This window comes from Methanosarcina sp. 2.H.T.1A.6, assembly GCF_000979455.1.
In the GTDB taxonomy this organism is placed as follows: domain Archaea; phylum Halobacteriota; class Methanosarcinia; order Methanosarcinales; family Methanosarcinaceae; genus Methanosarcina.
The window spans coordinates 70198-93284 of record NZ_JJOY01000044.1 but is presented as its reverse complement, the minus strand read 5'-3'; the positions used below and the strand labels follow the sequence as shown (position 1 = coordinate 93284).

The window sequence follows — 23087 nt, the reverse complement described above, 5'->3', positions numbered from 1 at the left end:
CGGCTATGAGAAAAAATGATTGCATTAAAGCATGCGGCAGGACAATCGACTACGAAATAGTCTACAGCAAAAAGAGGAGAAAAGCAGCGATCGTAGTCCGCCCGGACCTAAAGGTGGAGTTCCGAGCTCCTAATGGGTTAAGCCGTGAGGCTATCAGGGACATGGTAGAGAAGAAGGCTGGCTGGGTATGGGAAAAGCTTGACTGGTTTGAGGCAAACAGGCTGCCCAACCAGGAGAAGCGATATACTGACGGTGAACTGTATCTCTATCTGGGCAGAGAGTATCCTCTGAAAATCCTGCCTGTGGACGGAATCAAAAAATCCCTTGCTTCCTTCAGCGGGTCTGAACTTACTGTCCTTATTCCTGAAACCGTTCCTGAGGAACTGAAGCCAGTACTCGTAAAAAAGGCTGTCTGGAATATTTACCGAGGCTGTGCCGAATCAGATGTTGACAGGCTCCTGAAGGACTATTCGGGAAAACTGAAAATAGCTCCCCCAACTTTTAAGGTAAAGCACCAGAAGAGGCGTTGGGGAAGCTGCTCTGCAGACAATATCCTCAGGATTAATTTCCAGCTTATGATGGCTCCGCCCGAACAGCTTGAGTATGTGGTTGTGCATGAACTCTGCCATGTAAAGGAAAAAAATCACTCATCCCGGTTCTGGAAACTGGTAGGTGAACTTATGCCTGGCTATGAAGTACACAGGAAGAGCCTGAAAAAAGACGGCTGGAGATATGTACTTTAATTTTTGTGGTTCAACTGTGTTCAGGTTCTGTGCTTTAGGTTTTTGTTTAAGGTCTGTGCTTTAGGTTTTTGTTTAAGGTCTGTGCTTTAGGTTTTTGTTTAAGGTCTGTGCTTTAATATCTGTATTTAAGGTATGTGCTTAAGTTTGTTTGTAATAAAGTGCCTTAATTTTTTTAGTTATTATTTTAAACCCTGAATTTTTTTCAATTTTATTCTTTTTTCATTATTATAGCTTTTAGAAGATAAGTAACATTAAATACTTCTACATATTTCTACTTAATAGGGATATTTATGACTAATTCGGAAAATATGAATTTTAAATATCTTCTTTTCTTTTTCATAGGGATATTTTCTTTTTTCCTGAGTGGGTATGCCCTGAGAGGAATTCATCCTCCCACGTCAATTTATCTTATGTTCGTGATTTATGTGGGCCTCTTTGCAGGCGGGCTGTTAGTTTCAAAGGAAAGGTCTTCGGTTTTTATCCTGAAAGCATTTGCTGTTTCTTTTACAGCCCTTCTCCTGATCTCCGTAGCTTTCTTTGCCCTCGGAGCTCTCAGCCATGAGTATTCCAAAGTTATGGGAGCCGAAAAACTGGAATTTGCACCTGATGAATTTGTTATCGTGACAGAAGAGGAACTGGATGAATATCCTGCATTGAAAAGAGCTGTCGAATCCCCCGGAGAGTACTTTAGTGTGGATCCTGAGGAATGGAGACGGACAATTGATTTCCTTGACGAAAAAGGGGCTTATGAAATAAAAGTCGGGAATGAGTATTATAGCATCTCTTTCATGACAGCCTGATATCCTTCCTGCAACCTGAAAATTGTTGGAAAGGATTGATGTCAATCCTTTTTTAAATAATAAAGGGCAACCGGCAGCAAAACAGCAATTCCTATTTACATTTTTGATTACGGTGCTTTTACAGAGATATAATCTGGCAGGCTCGTAAAAATGGTTCTTTTTCTGCTTTTAAACTTACTCTTCATGAACCGTGGGCATAAATGCTATGGTTAATCGTTTTTTCAATTTCGCTGATATCCTCATGGCCACACAGAGTACATTTATAATATCTTCTAATTATCCTCTTATTTCCAATCTCTTTTATATCGGGTTTCTTGAATTCTTCAACTGTACCTATCATACTGCATTTTTTACATTCAATACCTTTCAGGTAAATTACGGGCAACATTTCTCCTTTTTCGGCAAAGATATTTTCAGGTCCTTCCCTTGAATCCACATTTCCGCAGTACCTGCACTTCCAGTGTCTCATAACTGTTAGTGTATAGTCTTCGAAATTGCTTTTTTCCTTCATAACTGGCTCGCCTATTTCCTCACAGGCAAGCTTATTCCCACATTTTCTACAAAATGTGTCCTTATGATATTCCAGCACATTTTGTATACATAAAGAGATAATAAGCGGAACCAGGGATACCATTATACCCAGAATATAAAACCAGTCTAAAGTTTCATTATCCAGGAAATTAATTGTCGTGACCAGAGCTATGGTTATACAGAGAAATACTAATATTTTGCTCATTATTTCAAGGATTTTTTCATCAAAAGTGTTTATTAAAAAAAGAGAAACACTCTTGAACCTGTGTTTCTTATATTCAACTGTGCCAGTAAATATATGAACATCGGGGTTTTGTTCACAGCTGGTATTTTCACTGTATTTCTTTTCTAACAGATAATTTTCGAGGTTGCCAAACTCGGATTGGTTGTACAATTCAAAAGCGCCTTCTGTCCTTTTTTAAAATTACTGTATGTGTACTAGTTTGACAGTACTTCTTCAATTGTTAAAAAAATTGCTATATTAATCTGTGAGGAGTATCTGTTTAAAGAACTTTAATTGACCCCACTCTTGCCACCGCATCATAAAAATAGGAAGAGTTCTCCGCCCGTGAGGAATACTATACTGAGACCACACGGGTCATTATACTCTTTTATTTTGGGGAGGAGCTCAGATTAGAGAATGAGATCAACCGATCAACAAAGACCATCAAGTTGCATTAATTGAAGAAAAATCAGCTTCAGCAAAAAGAATTAAAGTTACACAAAAAAGGTACCAAAAAACTGCTGACAGGAATAATTTTGATCTGGTTTCTTTAGAAAAAGTTTACCGGTATGCCTGAAACCTTACATGCATACCGGAATAATTATTTTTTTACCTTATTTTAAGTTTTCTTTTCAGCTTATTTCAAACTTTCTTTTTCACCTTATTTTAAACCTTTTAAACCTCATCGGGTTCCGGAACATACCAGTCTTCACTATTATCAGTTTTCTGATCTTCGTCAGGTTCAGGAATATACCAGTACCCGGTGTCATCATAATCTTCAGTAGTTTCATCAGCGTTATCATATTCCCCACCTTGTTCAGAGGAAGTGTTGTTTAACTGCTGATAAATTTCGGTCATGTTCACACTAACGTTTTCAGAAATATTTTCTTCTTCACCATACCATCTTGCAGGCAGCGGATAGTTAAGGTCGCCTCTGTATGTTTCGGGAAGGAAGATTCGGGTTCCCCTATTCTGAAGGGCTGCCACAAAGCCAGGGTCAACAGCATCAAGCCTTGCTTTATATACCGAAGCCTCCTCGTATTCCTTTATGCGGTAGTGGGCAAAACGCTTGTTATAAAGGGCAGAAGGTGCATTGGGGTTGATTTTAAGAGCACCGTCATAAGAATTGACTGACTCATTAACGTCTCCCATTACATTGTATAGATACCCCTGGTTGTACCATGCCGTTATGCAGTCTGGTTTTAATTGTACCACCTTATTAAAGCATTCAAGGGCAGCATTGTTACTGCTTATTGCGAAATAAGCGCATCCTTTGAAGTACCAGGCTGCAGCATTGTCTGGAGCATACTCAAGGGTTTTGTCATAGCTGGCAATTGCTTCCTGATATCTCTCCATTTTAGAGAAAACAAAGCCCTTGTTATTAATCGCATCAACATTTGTCGGGTCCAGCTTAAGAATCTGATCATAACAGGCGATTGCGGCTTCGAAATCTCCCATCGCTTCCAGAGCCTTGCCCTGCCGGTACATTATCTCTCTGTTTTCGGGCGTAATCCGGAGAATCTCCCCATAGGTTGAAGCAGCTTCCTCATACCTGCCAAGTTCTTCATACAAAGAGGCTTTCTCAGCCAGCACCTTTGAATTGGCAGGGTCAAGTTGCATGATTCTGTCGTAATCCTCCAGAGCCGCTTCCTGCCTTCCGGATCTGGCTAAAGCAAAAGCTCGACCCTCCAGAGCCTCTATATTTTCCGGCTCAAGTTCAAGAAGAGGATTGAAACAGGAAACTGCTTCTTCGTACCTGCCAAGGCTTACAAGGGCCAGAGATTTTCCCTGAAGGGCTTCAGGATCACTGGAATTAAGAGCAAGTAACTGATCGTAGTAAGCAACTGCTTCTTCGGATCTTCCAAGGGTACTCGATGTAGAAGCTATTCCATACCAGGCATTGCTCGACTGAGGGTCAATATCAAGGGCTTTTTTGTAACACTCCAGAGCTTCCTCACTTCTTCCGAGTTTGTCAAGGGCAGAGCCTTTCTCATACCAGGCCTCGGTGCGTACAGGATTAATCTTAAGAGTCATTTCGTAAGCATAAAGTGCATCCTCGTACATCTCAAGTTTGCTGTATGTTGAAGCTTTGCCATACCATGCGGCATCGTAACTGAATTCCGGACTCAGGGTGTTAAAGCTCCCTGAAAGGTCCGAGCTCTCTTCTGGACTTACATACTTGTAGCCCAGAAGGTAAGACCAGAAGCCTCCTGAAATTGCCCTTTGCGGGCTGACATCCGGACTATTACCTTCAACTGACCTGGAAGTTGAGTTTCCGGATAATACTTCCATATCCTTGTTCAATCTGAAACGGGCAATAGAATACCCTGAATTTATCTGGAGAGCCTGACTGTAGCAATCTGAAGCTTCCTGGTATCTTTCGAGCTGATCAAGGAGAAGACCTTTGTTGTACCAGATTTCAGCACTATCAGGGGCAACGGCAAGAACTTTATCATAGCACACAAGAGCAGCTTCATATTCTCCTGTTTTTGCCAGGGCAAAAGCTTTGCCGTACCATGCAAGTGTGTAATTTCCATCAAGATCAGTGGCTTTATTATAACTTTTTACGGCATCTTTGTATTGTTCAAGTTTTGAAGAATCATATCCTTTTCTATACCAGACTTTAGCATATCCTGAATCCAGTTTAAGGGCTTTATCGTAGCATTCAGCGGCTTCTTCATACCTGTTAAGTCTGTCAAGGTCCTGGCCTTTTAGGTACCAGACCGCTGCATGCCCTGATTCGCCCTCAAGAATCCGAGTATAGCACTCAAGAGCAGACTCGTAGTTCTCAAGATTGTCAAAAGCCAGCCCTTTATCGTACCAGATTTTAACTGCAGGAGATTTAAACTCGGGAACTTCAGAATAACTGGCAAGTGAAGAGTCGTAGGCATTAAGCTTTCCGAGTACAGCATCTCCAGCCTCTTCTATCGCAATTCCTGCATTGGGGTTAAGAGCTCTATCATAGCAGACTATTGCATCATCGTACTTTCCCATTTTATCAAGTATAGAGCCTTTGTTATGCCAGGCTTCAGAGTTATCAGGACTGTAAATGAGTATCTGGTCATAACACTGCAGAGCCTCTTCATTTCTACCAAGCTGTTCGAGACAGAGACCTTTCTTTTGCAGGGCACTAAAGTTTTCAGGCTCTGAAAGGAGGACAAATTCATAGCAGGTCAGGGCATCCTGATACATCTCCATCCTCTCAAGGTTTACGCCTTTATTATACCAGGCCTCCACAAGGTCAGGATTAAGGGAGATAGCCTGATCGTAACACTGTATTGCAGCTTCATAATCCCCGGACATATCATACATTATTCCTTTCTGAGTCCAGAGGTCAAAATCGTCAGGAGTAATATTAAGAGCTCTTTCAAAACAGCTCATTGCTTCGTCGTATTTTTCAAGCCCGGCATAAGCCTTTCCCTGCATTTTCAGAGTTTCGGAAGAGTTGGAGCCACGTTCAATTGAACTCTCATAAGAGGCTAAAGCCTCCTGGCCAAGGCTGAGTTTCTCAGAAGCAAGGGCTTTCTGGAACCAGACTCTGGAAAGATAATTATCCGTAGCGAGACTTTTCTCGTAACAGTTGACAGCTTCGATATAATTTTGTGTCAGAAGGTTATCATTACCTTTTTCATACCAGACCCCGGAAGAAACCGGGAAGGTTTCAATAGCCCTGTCGTAGCAGTCAATTGATTCTTCGTATCTCTCCAACGCAGTCAGAGCACATCCTTTTCCATACCATGCCATTGACGAGTTAGAGTCCATTTCAAGTGCATCTTCAAAGCATCCTATGGAAAGCTCATATTTATTGAGAGAATAAAGTTCATCGCCTTTACTTAACAGGCCTTCTACAGAAGCCGGACGCTGCGCAAGTACCTCTTCAAGAGTAGGAATAGCAGCAGGTAAGTTATCTCCTACAATATTTGTCTGGCTTTCAGCTGCTTCCGCTGCAGGTAAAAAACCTGAGGTAAAAAATGAAACAAAGGCCAGAAGAATGAAAGAACAAACGATCAAAGAAGTTTTTTTAATTGAGCTCATTAAATACCCCGATTCATTCTAATGAGTTCCTGTGGAAAATTTTCATAAGCAGTCTATCAGTATCATCTAAGATCACTCTGATATGTAGTTTCCTAAATGATGTAAACGAGAACATCCAGAGATAAAAGTCACTGTATTAATTCCTTTTGTTCCCCCCGAAGAAAATTTACCTAGTTGGAACCGGATTTCTTCCTATAACTTTCCAGTAGATACTCATTTAATTTGAAGAGCTCCTTCCATATATAATTAATGCAGTTTAAAAAGGGGACTACCGGTTTAATATGAGAATTATCAGTTTTTACTAATTTATAAGACTGCTAAATCTCATATCATTATCGTATTTTTTTGGGTGGTTGGTTTGCAGATAACTGTTCAATTCACAGGAAAACGTTGAATTTATAGCACATAGTCATGGTGTTTACAGGTAATGGTTGGGTTCCGGTAAATTGCAAAGTTATTATCTTGAAGGAAACTATAATTATCTCATAATTGTCCGGAGTAATTAATATTATTATTTAATCAAAAACCTTTTCAGTACAAAATCTGCAAGATATGCATAAAGTATATACCTCAACATTTCTTATTGCAGAAGCATGCAGAAAGAAGACCTGGTTTATTTTCGGAGATGGTTTCTCGATTATGTGAACAGATTATTTTCTCCCGACTCTTTCATCCAGGAAAATCTTGAGCTAAAGATCGAACACACTGGAAGAGTTTGTGAAAATATCCTTTTACTTGCAAAATCGACGAAAATCGGCGAAAAGGAATGCATGCTTGCCGAAGCAATAGCCCTGTTTCATGACCTGGGTCGGTTTGAGCAGTTCATTAAATACAAAACGTTCAGAGATTCAGAATCGGAAAATCATGCGGTTCTGGGCGTAAAAATTCTGAATAAAGAAAGAGTTCTCTCCCGCCTTTCCGGAGAAGAAGAAAACCTCATCCTGAAAGCTATAGAATATCACAACCTGATGGAAATTCCAGAAAATGTAGAGACCTGCAGTAAACTTTATTTTTTCTCCAGGCTGATAAGGGATGCAGACAAGATTGACATCCTGAGGCTTGCCAGTGAAGAATATGCAGAAGAGGGATGCAGGAACCCGGCGCTTGAACTATATCTGCCAGATGCTCAGGGGTATTCGGAACCCATAGTATCAGAGATCCTGAATAACAGAATGGCAAAAATTGGGGATATGAAAAACAGAAACGATGTAAAACTTCTTCGCCTTAGCTGGATTTTTGACATCAATTTTCCTGCAACTTTTTCCATTCTTAAAGAGTACGGATATCTGGAGGCAATCATGTCCTCACTTCCTGAAACAAAAGAAACGGGCACTTTGAGAAAGCATTTTGAAAACTATTTGAATGCAATAGAATCAGAAACCCGATACGGCAACAGTAAAACATAAAATCGGAAATTAAGTATTAAACAGATGAGCTCCTAAAAAAATCTGTTTGAAATAAATTGCCCGGGGTATTTGAGATACCATATACGGTACCTCATTGAAATTTATGATTGAAACATATACAGGATATATTGGTTGAAGTAGCATTGATTGAAGTAGCATTGATTGAAGTAGCATTGATTGAAGTAGCTTATTCAAGGTATCTTCTGCGATATTCATTTCCAAGGCTGCGTCGGTAATCTGAACGTATCTGGTTTCTTGACTGTTCTTCAAGCATGAATTCAAGAGATTCCTTCCCGGGTTCTTCCTGTTTACAGGCCTCCTTTCCTTCGTTCATATCGAGTGCAACCTTATTTTTGTCAAGCCTGCAGTTAACCGCCCTGATCCCGGAAGGCTGGTCAATGAATTCCACCTCAATTCCAGGAAGCCTGCGCAGCCTGGAACATAGGGCTTCCATACCCGGGTTCTCCGTAGCATAATGGGTTGCGTCAATCAGGCAGAGATCTTCGTACGTCCGGAGGATGTCATGCTTAAGTTCGGATGAGATAAAGGCATCAACTCCGTTTTCCCTGGCGAGTTCAAGATATTCGTTCCGAAAGCCGCTGCCCCCTATAACCATCACCTTACTGATTTCATCCTTTTCTCCGGCGTACATTACGGGGGTCTGCAGGCAATCCGAAACACGGGCTGCCAGTTCAGCTGAGGAACACGGTTCGATTTCCCCTATCCTGCCGACTCCTGAAATCCTTATGTTTTTGAGCCCCAGGCGGGCTGCAAGAACATCATTAATTCCTCCTTCAGCTCTGTCGTAATTAGTGTGCATGCTGTAAAGGGAAATCCCGTTTTCAAGAGCAATCCTGAGGGAAGCTGCCAGAGGCTTTGAAATTATATTTACCGGATGAAAGATAAGGGTATGATGAGTAATCAGCATGTCTGCTCTCATTTCTGCCGCTTTTTTAAGAACGTAGGAGTTTGCATCCAGAGCAACTGCTATCCTGTTCACATCATCCTCAAGACCAAGGATCAAACCAATTCTACCTGTATCAAAGTCATCAGCAAGCTCAGGTGGAGCTATCTCTTCAAGGGTATGCACAATTTCAGTAAGTTTCATGGAAAAAAACCTCAGGAAATCGGAAAAATTAAAAGTACTGGTTTTCGCCAGTCAGAATTCTAATTGCCAGAATTCAGATTAAGTGTTTATGACATTTAATCCCAGCCCTGAGTTAAAACTTCATTCATAAACTAAAGGCTCATCAACAGAACAAAGATTTCATTCTAAAGGGGATCCCCTTTCAATCAAAATTTGCTAAATCATTAGCAAAAATTAAAATAGAATATATGAAGATATTTTATAGAGATTTAATTAAGATATTTTGAAGAGATGGACAAACTTATAAAAGCCATATTTATAATATATTATTGAAAATAGGGATCTAAAACTAATTATTATTGAAAATATGGATCTAAAACTAATTATTTAAGGGGGAGTGGGCTGGGGGCGAAGACTATGCTGCGCATAAATATAATACGGCTGTTGTATCATATCACCTAAAAAATAAAAATAAATGTATTTATACTATATTGACCAAGCCGCAAATTTCACTGAAACGCGAAATGTACGTTTCCGTTGCCCTGACCCACTATAAACAGCATAAAAATTAAGGAAGGTAACCATGGCTAAAAGGATTGCACTGATCGTATTACTTGCCGTTTTTATCTTCTCCGGCCTCTCAATGGCCGCTTTTGCGGCAGATGAAGTGGAGTGGGTGGAGAAACAGAATGCGGCAAAACTTTCTTGGGGAAGTACAATAACCGTAGACGGCTATGAAATAAAAGCAGAGGATTTCAACGAAGACAAGATGGTTTTCGTTTCGATTTCAAAGGATGGGGAAAAATTAAAGACATGTCCTCTCACGGCAGGTCTGGAATTTGAATATAATGATGAGATAAAGGTTTATGCCCAGAGTGTAAATCCGAATTATGAAATACTTACCAAAGATGGAAAGGAATTCAAAACCGGAAATTGGAATCCATATGCTGAACTGGATGTTCTTGTAAGAGGAAAACCAGGTTTTGACATAAAGATTGAAACTGACAAAAATACATACGATTCTAAATCTGCAGGGGATGACAGAATCGAGGTAACCATAACAGTTAAAAATAACGGGGAAGCAAAGGCTAAAAACGTTGTGCTGACTGTTGATACAGGCGAGCTGGAAGTACTTAATGGAAAAACAAAATACACATACACAAAGGTACTTAAAGGTGAGACTGTTGAGCCCATTACTCTCACACTGAAAACGCCCACTCCCTGGGAAGACACAGATTTCAAAATAACTGCAAAAACCACAGGCGAGGACATTAAGGGCAATAAGTATGAACGCGAAGGTTCCAAAAATATAAAAGTCGAAAAAAAATGGGACCTCATCGTTTCGAAGAGTGCTACACAAGAACGCCATATGGAAGAACAGGTATATGTTTCAGTCACTGTTCGGAATGCAGGTATATGCGACATAAACAATATCGACCTCAAAGATCAGATTGTTTCCGGAATGCACCTTAAAGAAAGTGTATCCCTTGAAAAGACACTTTCCCTGAAAGCCGGAGAAGTGGCTGAAAAGGTTTTTGAGTATACTCTCATTCCGGAAAGACCAGGGAGCTTTGCCGTTCCGAAAGCCGCAGCTACTTTTACCCTTGCAAACGGACTGAGCGGAAAAGTGGATTCCGAGAAATCGGATACGATAAACATTTACGGGCCCTATATTGAAATTACGAAAAAGGTTGACAAACAGCAGCTAAACCCCGGAGACGAACTGACCGTAACGGTCACTACAAAGAACACTGGAAATGTTGATGCAAGTGTAACAGTAACCGACATCGTACCCTCCGAGGCCAAATTAATAAGCGGAGAAACGAGTTTCAAGCAGGTACTTGGAAGTGGCAGTTCAAAGACAATCACTTACATCCTGCAGATGCACAAAGAAGGAGAAGTCCAGCTTCCTGCCTGCAAAGCAACTTTCCTCGATCTCGACAAATATTCTGGAGAAGTCAGCTCAGAAACTCCTGTTGTTTATGTCGGAACGCCAATGGCCCTTGAAGGAAGCAGCTCACAGCCGGAAGGGACAACAGGATCCAACCAGGAGAAAAATGAACCTGCAAGCCAGACACAAACCGGCGGGACAGAAGAAGATTATGGAGATACTCCTGGCTTCGGCTCCATACTTGCTGTAACAGGGCTTCTGGCGGGAACAGGGCTCCTGAGAAAGAGAAGCAACTGAATGACTAAAAAAGTCAAATATTATTCCGGATGCTTCCGGGTTTTCCGGAGCATCCTTTTCCGCCCTGCCCACTACACTTATCTGACTGCTAAAACCAGCATCCTCAGTCATTAATTTTTTTGCATGGCATCCTTTTTACTTGTCTTTCAAATTCTCCACATGGCCCACTATATGCCCTGTGAACCAATCCATACACATTTTCCTTTGTAGCCATATTGCTGCTGTTCTAATCTATGGGTTATACTACTGGGCTCCACTCAAGAGGAACAAGTTAAAATATCTCTGATCCATACTACGTCATTTGCTTTATTATGTCTTTCTTGTTACGCTCGACGCAGAAGAGCGTTCTTTCCAGCAAAAAAGCCCGAAAAGAAGATCGAAAATAAAAGTCAGCAAGCAAAAAATATCAAGGAAAACGTAATATCGAGGAAACCGTAGACCCAACAAAAAAGAACAACTCAAATTCTACCTGAAAAATACTTTTTTAAGTCTCTTTTTCTGTTTTTTCTGCCTTTTTTTACAGGGCCGCCAGACAAGCTGGCGGAGGCGCTTGTATTTATCTGTGAATTGAAAATCAGTTTCCGGGATTAAGGGAAGTATTCTCTCAGTCCCCGGGGCATTTCTCCAATGTATTGTTTCTCTTAATTGCGGTGTTGTTTTGTCGGGCACTTTTTATCTGGCTGGCAGGCTGGTCCAGATCCGGTGCGGCACAGGGGGAGAGAACTGAAAGATTTCCTCAGGGATTACGAAATAGATCAACCAGTCGATCAGGACTCCCACCTCATTAGAATAAAAAGATAAAATTAACAATTAGAACGTAGAACTTTCATAAAACCATAGAATGAAATTCAAAAATCAGATGCCTTACAAAGAGATCAAAACAAAAATATACCTTCTAAAAGAAGAAAACGGAATCAAAACATGAAAGAACTCCAGAACCAGCCTAAAGCAAAAACCCTGATCCTGACCCACGGAGACTCTGACGGGATATGTTCGGGGGCAATTGCAAAAAGTGCCTACCCTGACTCATATGTCTACTTTACAAGTCCGGTCAGCCTTCTCGATACGTTAGATCTCATTGAGGACGTTGAGAATCTCATAATCTGCGATATTGCAATCGAGGAAAGACACTGCTCTAAACTCCTCTCAACACTTGAGAAACTTGCGGAAGAATGTAACCTGTACTACATAGATCACCATCCCCTTCCGGAAAAGTGCAGAAAAGAAGACTGGTTTTATCACGATACGGGAGTATGTGCCTCAGAGCTTACCTACCGGGTCTTTGAAGAACTCCTGAGCCCGGAAATGCGGAGAGTAGCAATCTACGGGGCTATAGGAGATTTCTGTGACAACACGCCCTGCATAAAGAACTGGGTAAGAGACTGGGACAAAAGAAGCCTCTATTTCCAGGCTGGAGCCCTGATCCAGGCAATACTCCAGAAAGGAAAAGAATACGAGTTTAAAAGAACCCTGCTTGAACCCCTATCAAGGGACGTAATTCCTTCAAATATACCTGACCTGCTCGAGCTTGCCAGGGAAGCTGCAATTAATGAAGAGAAAACCCGGCTTTTTGTTAAAGAAAACGTGGAAGTCCTGAAAAACAGTGCGTATATTGTAAATACGAATAACTCTATTTCAAAGGCAGCGATCTATGCAGCCTCCTATGGCCAGAGAGAAGTGGGAATTGCAGCCGAGTACCGTGAGAGAAAAGGTGTGTATGATCTTAGCATACGTTCCCGCGGAAATGTGGATGTAAATCGTATCCTTCGCTCGGTTGCACCTAAGTTTGGAGGAAGCGGCGGCGGGCACCCTGTTGCAGCAGGAGCGCGCATCCCCGAAGATTCGCTGGAGGTTTTCCTCCGGGCTTTCGATGCCAGACTCGGGGAAGCAAATGAGGTAAAATAAAATGGAAACCAGCAAGACTGCAGCTGAAAACGGCGTAAATATTGAGATTATCTTTGTAGGGCGCTCAAATGTGGGCAAGTCCTCCCTTCTCAGGGAGATCTTCGGAGCAAAAGTAAGGGTTGGGAGACGTCCAGGCGTTACCCTGCGTCCCATACACGCCCAGGCATCAGACCTTCTTATCACGGATATGCCGGGCTTCGGCTTCATGAGCGGAGTGAAAGACCGGAAACAGGATATTGTAAAAGACCAGACAGTACGCTATATCGAAAAGAATGCTGAAAGGATCAAACTCGGGGTCCTTGTAATAGACGGCCCGGCTTTCCCGGAAGTAGTCGACCGCTGGGATTCAAGGAACCAGATTCCTATCGACGTTGAAATGTTTGATTTCATGAGGGAAATCGGGATTGACACAATCGTTGCTACAAACAAGATGGACAAAGTAAAAGCAGACGAATATGACTATCTCCTTGACGAGGTTTCAATTCGTCTCGGACTTGAGCCTCCATGGCAGAACTGGAAGCATATCATCGCTCCTATAAGTGCTAAAAAAGGAGATTTGAAAGCCTTAAAGGGACTTCTCCGGGATAGGCTGCACGAAATGAAAAGGGACGACCTGTTCAAGTATGTTTGATCCATCCTTAAACAGGCCACATTATTTTTAACAGTATATTTTAAACAGTTCTGTTTTACCCGTTCTGTTTTTACTCAATTATTTTGCTTACTCTAACTAATCTTTCAAAATATAGTGGAGATAAGCCTTTCAGAGCCTTTTCAGCTGCTGGCTGTAGACGCGCCCGATCCGCTGGATTGTATCTGCTTCTTCGGGGTCTTTATCATCCCGGATACGGATGAAGCGGGGAAAACGAAGTGCAAAGCCCGAGTCGTAGTTGGGGCTTTTCTGGATTTCCTCAAAGGCGATTTCCAGAACAACCTTTGGCCTTATGGCAAATACCCCTCCGGCTTCTCCGCTTTCCATTAGCCCTGAGAGCATCTCTGTAAGTTCTTTGAGCTGCTCATCGGTAAGACCCGTACCCACCTTGCCGACCTGCAGGAAGCGTAAAGTCTCGGGATCGTAGCAGGCAACTGAATACGAGCCTATCAGGTTTGCCCTGCGCCCAAAACCCCATTCTGCCCCCACGATCACAAGGTCAAGGGTTTCCATAAGGGGTTTTTTCTTCAGCCAGTTTTTACCGCGCTTGCCGGGGGAATATAATGAGTTCGGATTTTTGACCATGACGCCTTCGTGCCCGGCTCTTAAGGCTTCCCTGTAGATCTTTTCCACAACCTCGAGGTCTCCGGTTATCACCTGCTCGTCCACGCAGATGGATTTTGAGTCCTCAACGGAGCTCTCCACGCAGGATTCAAGCGCTTTTCGCCGCTCAACAAGAGGGAGATCAATCAGGGTTCTGCCGTTCAGGTACATGATGTCAAAGAGGTTGAGCTGGATAGGAATTCCGAGCATTTTTTCTTCAACATCGTACTTGCGTCGGAAACGCTTAAGGATCTCCTGAAAGGCTTTAGGCCTCCCATTTTCGTCTACCGCAACGGCTTCCCCATCAAGGATTGCGGATTCAGCCTTTACATGTTTCCGGACTATTTCGACAAGGTCAGGGAGGGAATTTGTGACGTTTTCAAGCTTTCGGGAAAAAAGAGTAACCGAATTACCACTCTTGTGGATCTGGACTCTTGCCCCGTCGAATTTCCACTCAATTGCAGCTTCCTTCATATCCCTGATATCTGCATCTATATCAGGGCTGATCTGCGAAAGCATCATCTTTATGGGACGGTTAATCTCAATCCCGAGACTTTCGAGGGCTTCTATCCCACCTTTCTTGGCAGTTGCAGCCACTATCCCGAGGTCGTTTGTGACCATAAAGGCATGTTCTGCTACATCTGCAGGGACGGAAAAGGCTTTTGCAATGGCATCCCTTACAACTCCTTCCCCTACTCCTATGCGGAGTTCCTCAAGTGCAAGCCTGGAGATGTATTTTGCTTCCCTCGGGGTTGATGAAGTAAATAGAAACTGAAGGTTTCTGACCTTAACGTCCTGTGAACCTTTGCCGGAAGCTTCTGATGCGGTTTTGAAACGCTGGTAAACCTCAGTTATTGAAAGCTCTGGCTGCTCTTCAAGAAACGAAGAAAATGTAACCTGATTCTTTCGTTTTTCTTTAAGGATGAGAAGTGCGGTATCCCCGATGTCTCCAGTGGTCCGGATAAGAGATTCTATACTTTGTACAGACATGCCTGAGGCTTTGGAAAGGGAAACATAAAGCAGGCTTGTGCCAATCCCGAGCTGCTCCCCACTCCAGGCAGGAAAAACCTCACTCATAATAAAGTGAGTTGCAAGAGGCAACTCTTCGACGTCAACCTTTTTGAGAAGGTCAGCAACCTTATTTGTAGTTTCTATAGTGCTCGATATTTTTTCAATCGTCTGGCAGGTTTCTGCAAATTCCCTGAAGCTTGTCATGGTCCACGCAGCTTTTTCGTTTTATGTTTTTTCAGATTCTGGTCTCTGAAGGCCGATATTTCCAGTACTTATCGATTTCCGTAAATTGCAACCAGGTCACTGAGAACTGCGCTTGCTGTTTCGATCGGACCTGCGCCTTTGCCTGTAACCGTAATTTCTCCTGCAAGCTCAGTGTCTATAGAAGCCACATTAAGGGTGCCTTTTACAGCGAGTGGATGGTTGATAGGCACAAGCCTGGGAGCAACATGTATTCTTTCCCTGCTGACCTCTCCTATAAGCTTTATCACATGCCCTCTTTCATAAGCCATTTCCAGGGCCTCAGGCGTGATCTTCGTGATTCCTGTAACTTCAACGTCCCTGTATGTCGCATCAAGCCCGAAAATTGAATTGGCAAGAATTACCAGTTTGCAGGCCGTATCAATTCCTTCAACGTCATATGTCGGATCGGTTTCGGCAATTCCGAGTTCCATGGACTCGGCAAGAATATCTTTATAACTTGCCCTTTCCTCGAGCATTCTGGTGAGGATATAGTTACAGGTCCCGTTAAGAATTCCTTTGATGCTTCGGAGTTTATTTCCAGCAAGGACTTCATTTGCCAGGTTAATAATGGGCATGGAGCCGCCGACTGTAGCTTCGAACCTGAAGTTTGATCCGGCTGCTTTCGCAGCTTCCATCAGTTCTCTGTACTTCAGGGTAAGAGGTCCTTTATTGGAGGTAATAACATCTTTGCCGGTCTCGAAAGCTGCAATCATGTTCTGAAGACCTGCTCCTCCAGTGACAATATTTGTAGGAGTGGTTTCGATTACCAGCTCATGGTCTACGGACCTTATAACCTCAACACCTGTGAGCTTATCTATGGCAACCGTGCCCCCTGTCCTCTTGCGGGCAAGGCAGTCGGCCAGATCCACTCCTTCGGGGTTAACAGTAGCCCCTTTAGAATCCACAACCGCAACCACCAGAACTTCCAGCCCGATACTTTCCAGATACTCTTTTTTCATAAGGAGTACCTCGGCTACACCCTGTCCAATTGCACCAAATCCCAGAATAGAGCAGCGCACTGTTTTCATGTTTTCAAATCTCCTATGTTTTTTCAGGCATGGATGTCTATTGGAAGAACCATAAGCAGGTCTTTTTTTACCGAGACTTTTTTAAGGATATCAAGCGCCTTTTGCAGATCCTCTTTACCCACAGCATCGATTCTGATCAGAGCTGAAGAAAGCAGATTAATACCCGGCATGGATAGCGAGATGTCAACTACCTCCGCAAACCCTGTCTTGTCAATCTCATCAATCGTATCCTGGATCCCTGTATGGACCACGTGCCCTATAAGGACCACATTTATGCTCTCTCTGAAACGGTGTTCTCCAACCCTTACGACTTTTATCCCGTTTTCCTCAAGCTTTGCTTTTATTGCTCCGATGTTCTCAGGCTTTATCTCAAGTACAAGCTGTACAGGAACTGTTTTTCTGGGGGTCCGCTTCTGGTGGTGGTGTAAAACAGTTATCAGGTTAGCCTTAAATTCCGAAAGAGGCTGGAGGGCTAAAAGCATCTGCCCGGGCACATCTTTTAATTCAATGTCCATGGAAACTCGCATACTGTCCCTCATGCAATTTATAATAATTAGATATGAAGTCTAAGTAATAATATATCAAATAAATAAATATATCAATTTAATAAATGTATTAAATTTAATATCCAGTAATCTAATTCAGTCAGCTCACTGTCAAGGTTATACTAATATATCAGCATATGGACATCGGCTCAATTTATACTGTTTAAAGCTGATTTCATAACTTGTTACTAACCTGTCTGCTGGTGAATCCTATATTATGAATTTAATTCATGTGTTATGATTTTATAATTCGTTACTTCTATTCTGTAATTCTTTATTCTGACATTCCGTAATTCTGCATTCTGATCCTTAAGATATTTATCCTGACACTAAATTTCCGTCAGCCTTATCTTTGAGAGATATTTGCCCTGATTTTTACCATGATAATACAGTTTACATTCAATGGCATTCCATTGAATGTAGAAGGTAATCATGTATAAATAAGCAAAAAGGGTATCAAGGAATATCATGTGCCAGATCTTTCAAACTTTTATTAATATTTCCTGCTGCTTAGTAGATGAATTCAGTTATATAGTTTGCTATTTACGGGGTTTGCTATTGATGGTTTTTCAAAAGATGTGACGAAAAGAGTCATTTACTTATAAAGTACCGTTTCCTCCTGACTCCTTCTTGCTCTGGGATCCCTGCTTGATAATCTCTCCATCAGGAATTCGGATAATGTTTCCTCTACCCCTTTTGAACTTTTCAACCAATCCGCGTTCTTCAAGATCCGAAAGCATAAGGCTTACTTTGGATTCCGAATACGGAGACTTTTTACGAAGTTCTCTCTGAGTAATTCGGTTTCCATTAGCTCGAATCAGACTCATAATCTCTTTCAGATCATCAGGGAGAGTTGCTTCAGGGATTTCCACACCGGGACTAAATGAATCAAATTCCTCTTCCGAGGGATTAATAGATACCTTTGAATCTTCTGCCAGCTTTACAGTTTGCTGCACAGGCATCTCTGTCTCAGATATGTTTCCAGTCCATTCTTCAACTTTAAGAGATGCGGGAAGCTCATGGTCGGTTTCTGAAACTTCAATAGAACCTGTTTTATTGGGTTTTGCATGTTCCGAGGTCTCTACCTTTATTGTTAAATTTTCAGGTTCTGATGCATTTAGTTCTGATGCATTTAGTTCTGATGCATTTAGTTCTGATGCATTTAGTCCTGATGCATTTAGATGTCCCATTTTCCCCAGGGAGCCTGCTGTCTTTTCAGGAGGGTTTCTTTTTTCCTTTTTCACGAAATAACCAGCCAATAGCAGGATACAGATTGCAAGTAAAGCAAAAGTTAAAACCATATTTTGTGAGCTAACCTTATTTTGCGAACTTGCCGGAGATTGGGGCTCTGCCTCCTCAAAATCCAGGTCAACATTTTCGAAGTCCCCCTGGTCAAGAAGATCTTCCTGATAAGTAGGGAAAAGTAGAAGATCATGAACGAATTCCCCTTCGTCGGAAACTATAACTTCTTCTTCAGTTGTATAAACTATAGTATCCTCTTCAAAATAATTGGCTGTTATCAAGTAGGTTCCTGGAGTAAGGTTAAAAGAGTATTCAGCATCCGTTGCAACAAAGGACTGCTCCGGAGTAGAGTTGATCTCAACTATTGAGTTTTCGAGGGGTTTGAAGCTGTACCACTCATACACGGTCCCGTGAATAGTCGCCGCAAGTGCGTTCCCCTGAAAACACATTAGGAAAATGAATACGCAAGCGATTTTGCAGAGCTTTCTAAAATTCACGAAGCTTTAAATGGGTTTTTAGCATAAATCTTTTACTTTTCCTTGTAAGAAGTTAAAACGTACTGAAGGCAAATTAAAGTTTTATCAAGAAAATAAAGATCCTATCAAGCTTGGAAGCCTATATATGGTTATTAATCAGTCTTATTCCGAAAAGTATGCTTATATCTCCCTATCCTAATATGACAGTATCTTAACTTGCCAAAGGAGGCAGTCAGATGAAAAAATCAAGAATTGTTCGATATCTGGCTTATATTACATTTATATTAATATTATTCTGTGTACTGCCTGGAGGATCACTTGCTACCAAGGATTTGTCAGAGCATGGAAGTGGGATCCAGTATACAGGCGAGAGTACTACAGGTTCAGAAACGGATTCAGGAAATAGAGATAAATATAGTGTAGAGGATGCCAATGGCAATACAGGTTCAGAAAATAACGAAAAAGACAGTGTAGAGGACGCCAATGGCAATACAGGTCCAGAAAATAACGAAAAAGATAGTATAGAGGATGCTAACGGCAATACAGGTTCAGAAAATAACGAAAAAGATAGTATAGTGGATGCCAATGGCAATAAAGGTTCAGAAAATAACGAAAAAGATAGTATAGAGGATGCTAACGGCGCCGAGAATTCCGATCCTGAAAATATGCAGGATCAAGACAGAGTCAGAACACAGAACCAAGATAAGATTTCTGCGTATAAACTTGAAAGAAAACAGATACATGAAGAGCTCCAGCTACAGAAGAACGAATACCGGGAAGCAAAAGGGGACTTCCTTAAGGTAAGAAATCAAATTCGAGCAGGAAAACTTGATCCCAATTCTGAAGAAGCTGTAAATGCCACAGGACTCTACCTTAACTCAAGTATTAGTTATATGATAGCCCACCTGGAAAACGTAAAAACCAACATGCAGCACTCAAATGGCAATGGAATTGAAGAACGAATCGTTGCCATAGATGAAACTATAAAACTGCTTGAGGCTGAAAAGGCCGAAGTTGCAACTGCTTCCAGCCAGCAAGAATTTGTAGTTACGGTCAGGTCCGTGCGTGGAATATGGAATAATGCGCAGAAGACCAGCCTGGCAGGCGCAGGACAAACGGTTAGCCATAAAATAGGGGAATTCCTTGACAAATCCGGGAATCTCTCAAAAAAACTCGGGACTGAAATTGAGAGCCTGAACGAGACTGGTGTTAAAACAGCGGATCTTGAGACAAGGCTTACCAGTTATAATTTATATCTAAAAGCTGCTCAGGATAAAAAAGAAGCTGCAGATTCTATTTATGAAGATGAGAACGCTACCCGGGAAAAACTGGAAGTGGCAAACAACTATCTGCGTGAATCTCTTAATAATGTCAATAAGGCAAATCAGATACTCAGAGTAATTTTCGACGAACTGAAAGAACATAACTTTGAAGAAGTTAACAATATTGGAGTCGAAAATAGCACCGAAACCAAACTTAATAATACCACAAGTATAAACAATACTAATAATAATTTATCTGTATAAATGGCACTCCTGTAAACGGGACAAAGCCTCTCCGAAAGGAGAATAGACATTGGCTCAGGGAACAGAACCTAAAACTTCTCTGAGGATAGATTGGAGAATTAAGGAGGCAGAAAATGGTCAAATTCGCTCACCTGCTTGTACTGTCAGCTTTAATTGTCTGGCTTGCAGGATCCGGTTGCGTCGGAAACGATGCAACTGTAGTGGAGGAAACAGCCCCGAATGTTGCCGAGGCAGGGAATGGGATGTCAGAAGAATCGGAAATGGGACTTTCCCAGGCTGAGATACAGGAACTTGACTCTGATATGGCCGAACTCGAGGACCTGCTAGAAAATGCAAGCCTTGAGGAAGAAATAGTAATTGAAGAACTTTAAGCCTAACGTGAAGAAACGTGAAAGTAGCTGAAAACGGTGAGATGGAAGAAAAAAGAATAATAGATGAAAATTGAATAAGAAGTAAAATAAGAGTAAGTTTGATTGAAAGATGGCCCTCACCTGAAAAATATCTTTTCTTACTCTCGTTTTCTCAAAATAAGAACTGAAAATAAATAACTGAATGCTGAAAATCAAATTCTTTTTAACATACTACAATTACCTGAGTCAGAAGGTAATTGAAGCTTTTACGGAAAACCGGAAATGGGTACGAAAGAGTAAAAGAGTTAGGACTTACGCGGTTAAATTGAGAATCAATAGCATTAAACCTTCAACTGTATAAAACACACCTCTAATCACAACGTATTATGTGCTTGATTTTGTTTTTCAAGTGCGTAAGTCCTAAGAGTAAAAGAGTAAATCTTCAGAATTTTTGATGAGAAGAAAAAAAGAGTTTTAGAAGGCTGCATCAACGTAATCAACCGGTCTTTTGAAAACAGCTGTAATCATGCCATTTTCATCGATCTCGTTTGAAAACTTGATCAGTTCCCAGCCTTCAACCCCAAAGTGGTTAAGGTCTTCTTTTGTCTTTGACCACTCACTGAACCTAATCTCTTTAACATCGTATTCCCAGATGGTCACTCACATTCATCTCCAGTAAAATTGGGTAATATTATATCATATATTAACTGGAGGAATCTTCTATATGTATCTTTTTAAAAAATAGATTTGAGGATAAGTCAACTAAACTTGATCTTAAAAAGATATTCTTAACTCACCTGTTTTCTGTATCCGGAATATGGTTCCTATTTTCTATATTCTGAATATGGTTCCTTTTCTACATCCGGAATATGGTTCCTGTTTCCGGCATACTCACCCACAATAGGAATCTTCTCCCCACATTTCGGGCAGGCCTTCTCTGAGGTGAGGTTGTATTCCTGTACCTCAAAAAACCCCCTTGTAATCAGCAAGGTCCCGCATTCGGGACAGTAAGTATTCTCATGGGGGTGTCCGGGTACATTGCCCACATACACAAAACGCATCCCTTCCTCAATTGCAATCGAGCGTGCCCTGTCCAGCGTTTCCACTGGCGTTGGAGGCAGGTCCTTCATCTCGTAGTAAGGGTGGAAGCGGTTGAAGTGAAGAGGGGTATTCCTCCCTAGATTTTCGTAAACCCAGCGGGAAAGTTCCCTGATTTCTTCAGGAGAATCGTTGTGGTTGGGGATGACCAGGTTTACGACCTCCACATGGATTCCGAGTTTCTTTGCAAGTAGGGTAGCTTCGAGTACAGGAGTCAGTTTTGCACTGGCAACGTCATGGTAGAACTCTTCGGAAAAAGCCTTGATGTCCACGCTGAAGGCGTCAAGGTAAGGGGCGATCTGCTCAAGGGCTTCGGGGGTAATGTATCCGTTTGTCACATAGCTTGTCCCGATACCTGCTTCCCTTGCAAGTTTTGCCCCGTCGTAAGTATACTCATACCAGACGGTGGGCTCGTTATAGGTCCAGGAGACTGACTGGCAACCCGCCATTTTAGCCTGGTTAATAAGCTGGGAGGGGCTGAGAGTCCCCAGGTCAGCATCTTCCGGAGAAGCCCGGGAAAGCGTCCAGTTCTGGCAGTGCCTGCACCTGAAGTTGCAGCCTATGGTCCCGATGGAATAGGCGACGGAGCCGGGGTAATAGTGGTAAAGAGGCTTTTGTTCGATGTGTGCAACTGAATCGCTTGCAACTGCTCCGTAAACTAGGGAAAAGAGCGTTCCCTCACAGTTTTCCCTTACTCCGCAGATCCCCCGCTTTCCGGGGTTGATTTTGCAGCGGTGGGCACAGAGGCTGCAGCGGACTTTGTTTTCGGCAAGCTTTTCGTAAAACATGGCTTCTTGAATCATTATACGGAACCCCCTGTTCCAGACTATGGGATTATGAAAATGGGCGTAACAAAATGGATGTAACAATATTGTGTCCTGTTTGTGCTGTGCATTTGTTTCCTGCAGGGTAATAAGCCTGTGGTCTCATACACAATATTACCTGCCGTCTTCTCTTCCTGCAGAGGCCCTTGTTTCGGTGTCCGGAGCAGATCTTTTTGTTTTGAAAGAGGATTATCATGAAACCAGAGATAAATTCCACAATGTTCGGTTCGATTACGGTCAAAAGAAAGACCTTCGGGCACGACATCCTAATTCGCCTGGACGGACAGGTCGAAAAGCGCAGGAAAAAGCTCTCAAAAAAACTCTACGGGACATCCCATAAAATCTCGCTTGCCGAAGCGAAATATATTTACGAAAAGGGGGCAGAGAAGCTCATCATGGGGACTGGACAGACCGGCTATGTAGAGCTTTCGAAAAAAGCAAAGAACTATTTCAGGAAAAAAGACTGCAAGGTAAAACTCCTTCCCACGCCGAAAGCAATCAAACTCTGGAACAAAGACAAAGGCAGGGTAATTGCAATGTTTCACGTGACCTGTTGAGTTATGATTCCCTAAAT

General features: G+C 42.1%; 18 protein-coding genes. 9 read left to right on the top strand and 9 right to left on the bottom strand.

What is annotated here, in order from left to right; genetic code table 11:
- The first annotated feature begins 5 nt into the window (after positions 1-5).
- Positions 6-743, top strand: coding sequence for a M48 family metallopeptidase (locus EO98_RS13070; RefSeq protein ID WP_048138866.1), 738 nt, complete (start codon positions 6-8; stop codon positions 741-743).
- A 290-nt stretch (positions 744-1033) separates the two neighbouring features.
- Complete coding sequence (locus EO98_RS13065; protein ID WP_048138867.1) at positions 1034-1543, top strand: hypothetical protein; 510 nt, start codon at positions 1034-1036, stop codon at positions 1541-1543.
- A 181-nt stretch (positions 1544-1724) separates the two neighbouring features.
- Here EO98_RS13065 and EO98_RS13060 read toward each other — a convergent pair whose 3' ends face one another.
- On the bottom strand, positions 1725-2468 hold the full coding sequence (locus tag EO98_RS13060; protein ID WP_048138869.1) for a hypothetical protein: 744 nt from the start codon (positions 2466-2468) through the stop codon (positions 1725-1727).
- 504 nt (positions 2469-2972) lie between these two features.
- Entirely contained in the window at positions 2973-6332 is a 3360-nt protein-coding gene (locus tag EO98_RS13055) for a tetratricopeptide repeat protein (RefSeq protein WP_048138871.1), read from the bottom strand.
- Positions 6333-6925: 593 nt separating this feature from the next.
- On the opposite strand from EO98_RS13055, the gene EO98_RS13050 reads away from it, so the two are divergent.
- Positions 6926-7738: an HD domain-containing protein gene (locus tag EO98_RS13050; RefSeq protein WP_048138873.1), complete on the top strand. Its 813-nt coding sequence runs from the start codon at positions 6926-6928 to the stop codon at positions 7736-7738.
- A gap of 187 nt (positions 7739-7925) precedes the next feature.
- On the opposite strand, the gene EO98_RS13045 is transcribed toward EO98_RS13050, so the two are convergent.
- Entirely contained in the window at positions 7926-8846 is a 921-nt protein-coding gene (locus tag EO98_RS13045; RefSeq protein ID WP_048138877.1) for a Nif3-like dinuclear metal center hexameric protein, read from the bottom strand.
- A 562-nt stretch (positions 8847-9408) separates the two neighbouring features.
- On the opposite strand from EO98_RS13045, the gene EO98_RS13040 reads away from it, so the two are divergent.
- The 3 genes from EO98_RS13040 to engB all read left to right on the top strand — a co-directional run bounded on the left by EO98_RS13040 (position 9409) and on the right by engB (position 13549).
- The gene (locus EO98_RS13040) at positions 9409-11013 is read left to right on the top strand and encodes a BatD family protein (protein ID WP_048138879.1); all 1605 of its coding nucleotides are present in this window, start codon (positions 9409-9411) and stop codon (positions 11011-11013) included.
- A gap of 921 nt (positions 11014-11934) precedes the next feature.
- Positions 11935-12918, top strand: a complete 984-nt coding sequence (locus EO98_RS13035) for a DHHA1 domain-containing protein (RefSeq protein WP_048138881.1) — start codon at positions 11935-11937, stop codon at positions 12916-12918.
- 1 nt (position 12919) lies between these two features.
- Positions 12920-13549 (top strand): GTP-binding protein EngB, encoded by a 630-nt coding sequence (gene engB, locus EO98_RS13030; protein ID WP_048138882.1) that lies wholly within the window; start codon positions 12920-12922, stop codon positions 13547-13549.
- Between the two features lie 129 nt (positions 13550-13678).
- Here the strand turns inward: engB and EO98_RS13025 are convergent, their stop codons facing one another.
- The 4 genes from EO98_RS13025 to EO98_RS13010 all read right to left on the bottom strand — a co-directional run bounded on the left by EO98_RS13025 (position 13679) and on the right by EO98_RS13010 (position 18688).
- Positions 13679-15385 carry an ATP-dependent DNA ligase gene (locus tag EO98_RS13025; RefSeq protein ID WP_048138883.1) on the bottom strand — a complete coding sequence of 569 codons (1707 nt, stop codon included), beginning with the start codon at positions 15383-15385 and terminating at the stop codon, positions 13679-13681.
- 68 nt (positions 15386-15453) lie between these two features.
- Positions 15454-16479 carry a homoserine dehydrogenase gene (locus tag EO98_RS13020; RefSeq protein ID WP_255350280.1) on the bottom strand — a complete coding sequence of 342 codons (1026 nt, stop codon included), beginning with the start codon at positions 16477-16479 and terminating at the stop codon, positions 15454-15456.
- Positions 16476-16979 (bottom strand): amino acid-binding protein, encoded by a 504-nt coding sequence (locus EO98_RS13015; protein ID WP_048138887.1) that lies wholly within the window; start codon positions 16977-16979, stop codon positions 16476-16478. The genes EO98_RS13020 and EO98_RS13015 overlap by 4 nt, the downstream gene beginning before the upstream one ends.
- A 617-nt stretch (positions 16980-17596) precedes the next feature.
- Positions 17597-18688, bottom strand: a complete 1092-nt coding sequence (locus EO98_RS13010; protein ID WP_235283512.1) for a winged helix-turn-helix transcriptional regulator — start codon at positions 18686-18688, stop codon at positions 17597-17599.
- A gap of 263 nt (positions 18689-18951) precedes the next feature.
- On the opposite strand from EO98_RS13010, the gene EO98_RS13005 reads away from it, so the two are divergent.
- A complete protein-coding gene (locus EO98_RS13005) occupies positions 18952-20241 on the top strand; it encodes a hypothetical protein (protein ID WP_052735086.1) in 1290 nt (429 codons plus the stop codon).
- Between the two features lie 113 nt (positions 20242-20354).
- Complete coding sequence (locus EO98_RS13000; RefSeq protein WP_048138891.1) at positions 20355-20612, top strand: hypothetical protein; 258 nt, start codon at positions 20355-20357, stop codon at positions 20610-20612.
- Between the two features lie 453 nt (positions 20613-21065).
- Here EO98_RS13000 and EO98_RS12995 read toward each other — a convergent pair whose 3' ends face one another.
- Both EO98_RS12995 and amrS read right to left on the bottom strand, forming a co-directional pair.
- On the bottom strand, positions 21066-21251 hold the full coding sequence (locus tag EO98_RS12995; RefSeq protein WP_048131752.1) for a hypothetical protein: 186 nt from the start codon (positions 21249-21251) through the stop codon (positions 21066-21068).
- A gap of 164 nt (positions 21252-21415) precedes the next feature.
- The gene (gene amrS / locus EO98_RS12990; protein ID WP_048138893.1) at positions 21416-22492 is read right to left on the bottom strand and encodes an AmmeMemoRadiSam system radical SAM enzyme; all 1077 of its coding nucleotides are present in this window, start codon (positions 22490-22492) and stop codon (positions 21416-21418) included.
- Positions 22493-22707: 215 nt separating this feature from the next.
- Here amrS and EO98_RS12985 point away from each other — a divergent pair, with 215 nt between their 5' ends.
- Entirely contained in the window at positions 22708-23070 is a 363-nt protein-coding gene (locus EO98_RS12985) for an Mth938-like domain-containing protein (protein ID WP_048138895.1), read from the top strand.
- The last annotated feature ends 17 nt before the right edge of the window (positions 23071-23087 follow it).

Excerpts from the sequence above, each read along its gene's own strand:
- EO98_RS13070 (WP_048138866.1), top strand. The coding sequence starts at position 6 with ATGAGAAAAAATGATTGCATTAAAGCATGCGGCAGGACAATCGACTAC.
- EO98_RS13065 (WP_048138867.1), top strand. The coding sequence starts at position 1,034 with ATGACTAATTCGGAAAATATGAATTTTAAATATCTTCTTTTCTTTTTC.
- EO98_RS13055 (WP_048138871.1), bottom strand. The coding sequence starts at position 6,332 with ATGAGCTCAATTAAAAAAACTTCTTTGATCGTTTGTTCTTTCATTCTT.
- EO98_RS13050 (WP_048138873.1), top strand. The coding sequence starts at position 6,926 with ATGCAGAAAGAAGACCTGGTTTATTTTCGGAGATGGTTTCTCGATTAT.
- EO98_RS13045 (WP_048138877.1), bottom strand. The coding sequence starts at position 8,846 with ATGAAACTTACTGAAATTGTGCATACCCTTGAAGAGATAGCTCCACCT.
- EO98_RS13040 (WP_048138879.1), top strand. The coding sequence starts at position 9,409 with ATGGCTAAAAGGATTGCACTGATCGTATTACTTGCCGTTTTTATCTTC.
- EO98_RS13035 (WP_048138881.1), top strand. The coding sequence starts at position 11,935 with ATGAAAGAACTCCAGAACCAGCCTAAAGCAAAAACCCTGATCCTGACC.
- engB (WP_048138882.1), top strand. The coding sequence starts at position 12,920 with ATGGAAACCAGCAAGACTGCAGCTGAAAACGGCGTAAATATTGAGATT.
- EO98_RS13025 (WP_048138883.1), bottom strand. The coding sequence starts at position 15,385 with ATGACAAGCTTCAGGGAATTTGCAGAAACCTGCCAGACGATTGAAAAA.
- EO98_RS13015 (WP_048138887.1), bottom strand. The coding sequence starts at position 16,979 with ATGCGAGTTTCCATGGACATTGAATTAAAAGATGTGCCCGGGCAGATG.
- EO98_RS13010 (WP_235283512.1), bottom strand. The coding sequence starts at position 18,688 with ATGTGTTTTCAGGGGAACGCACTTGCGGCGACTATTCACGGGACCGTG.
- EO98_RS13005 (WP_052735086.1), top strand. The coding sequence starts at position 18,952 with ATGAAAAAATCAAGAATTGTTCGATATCTGGCTTATATTACATTTATA.
- EO98_RS13000 (WP_048138891.1), top strand. The coding sequence starts at position 20,355 with ATGGTCAAATTCGCTCACCTGCTTGTACTGTCAGCTTTAATTGTCTGG.
- amrS (WP_048138893.1), bottom strand. The coding sequence starts at position 22,492 with ATGATTCAAGAAGCCATGTTTTACGAAAAGCTTGCCGAAAACAAAGTC.
- EO98_RS12985 (WP_048138895.1), top strand. The coding sequence starts at position 22,708 with ATGAAACCAGAGATAAATTCCACAATGTTCGGTTCGATTACGGTCAAA.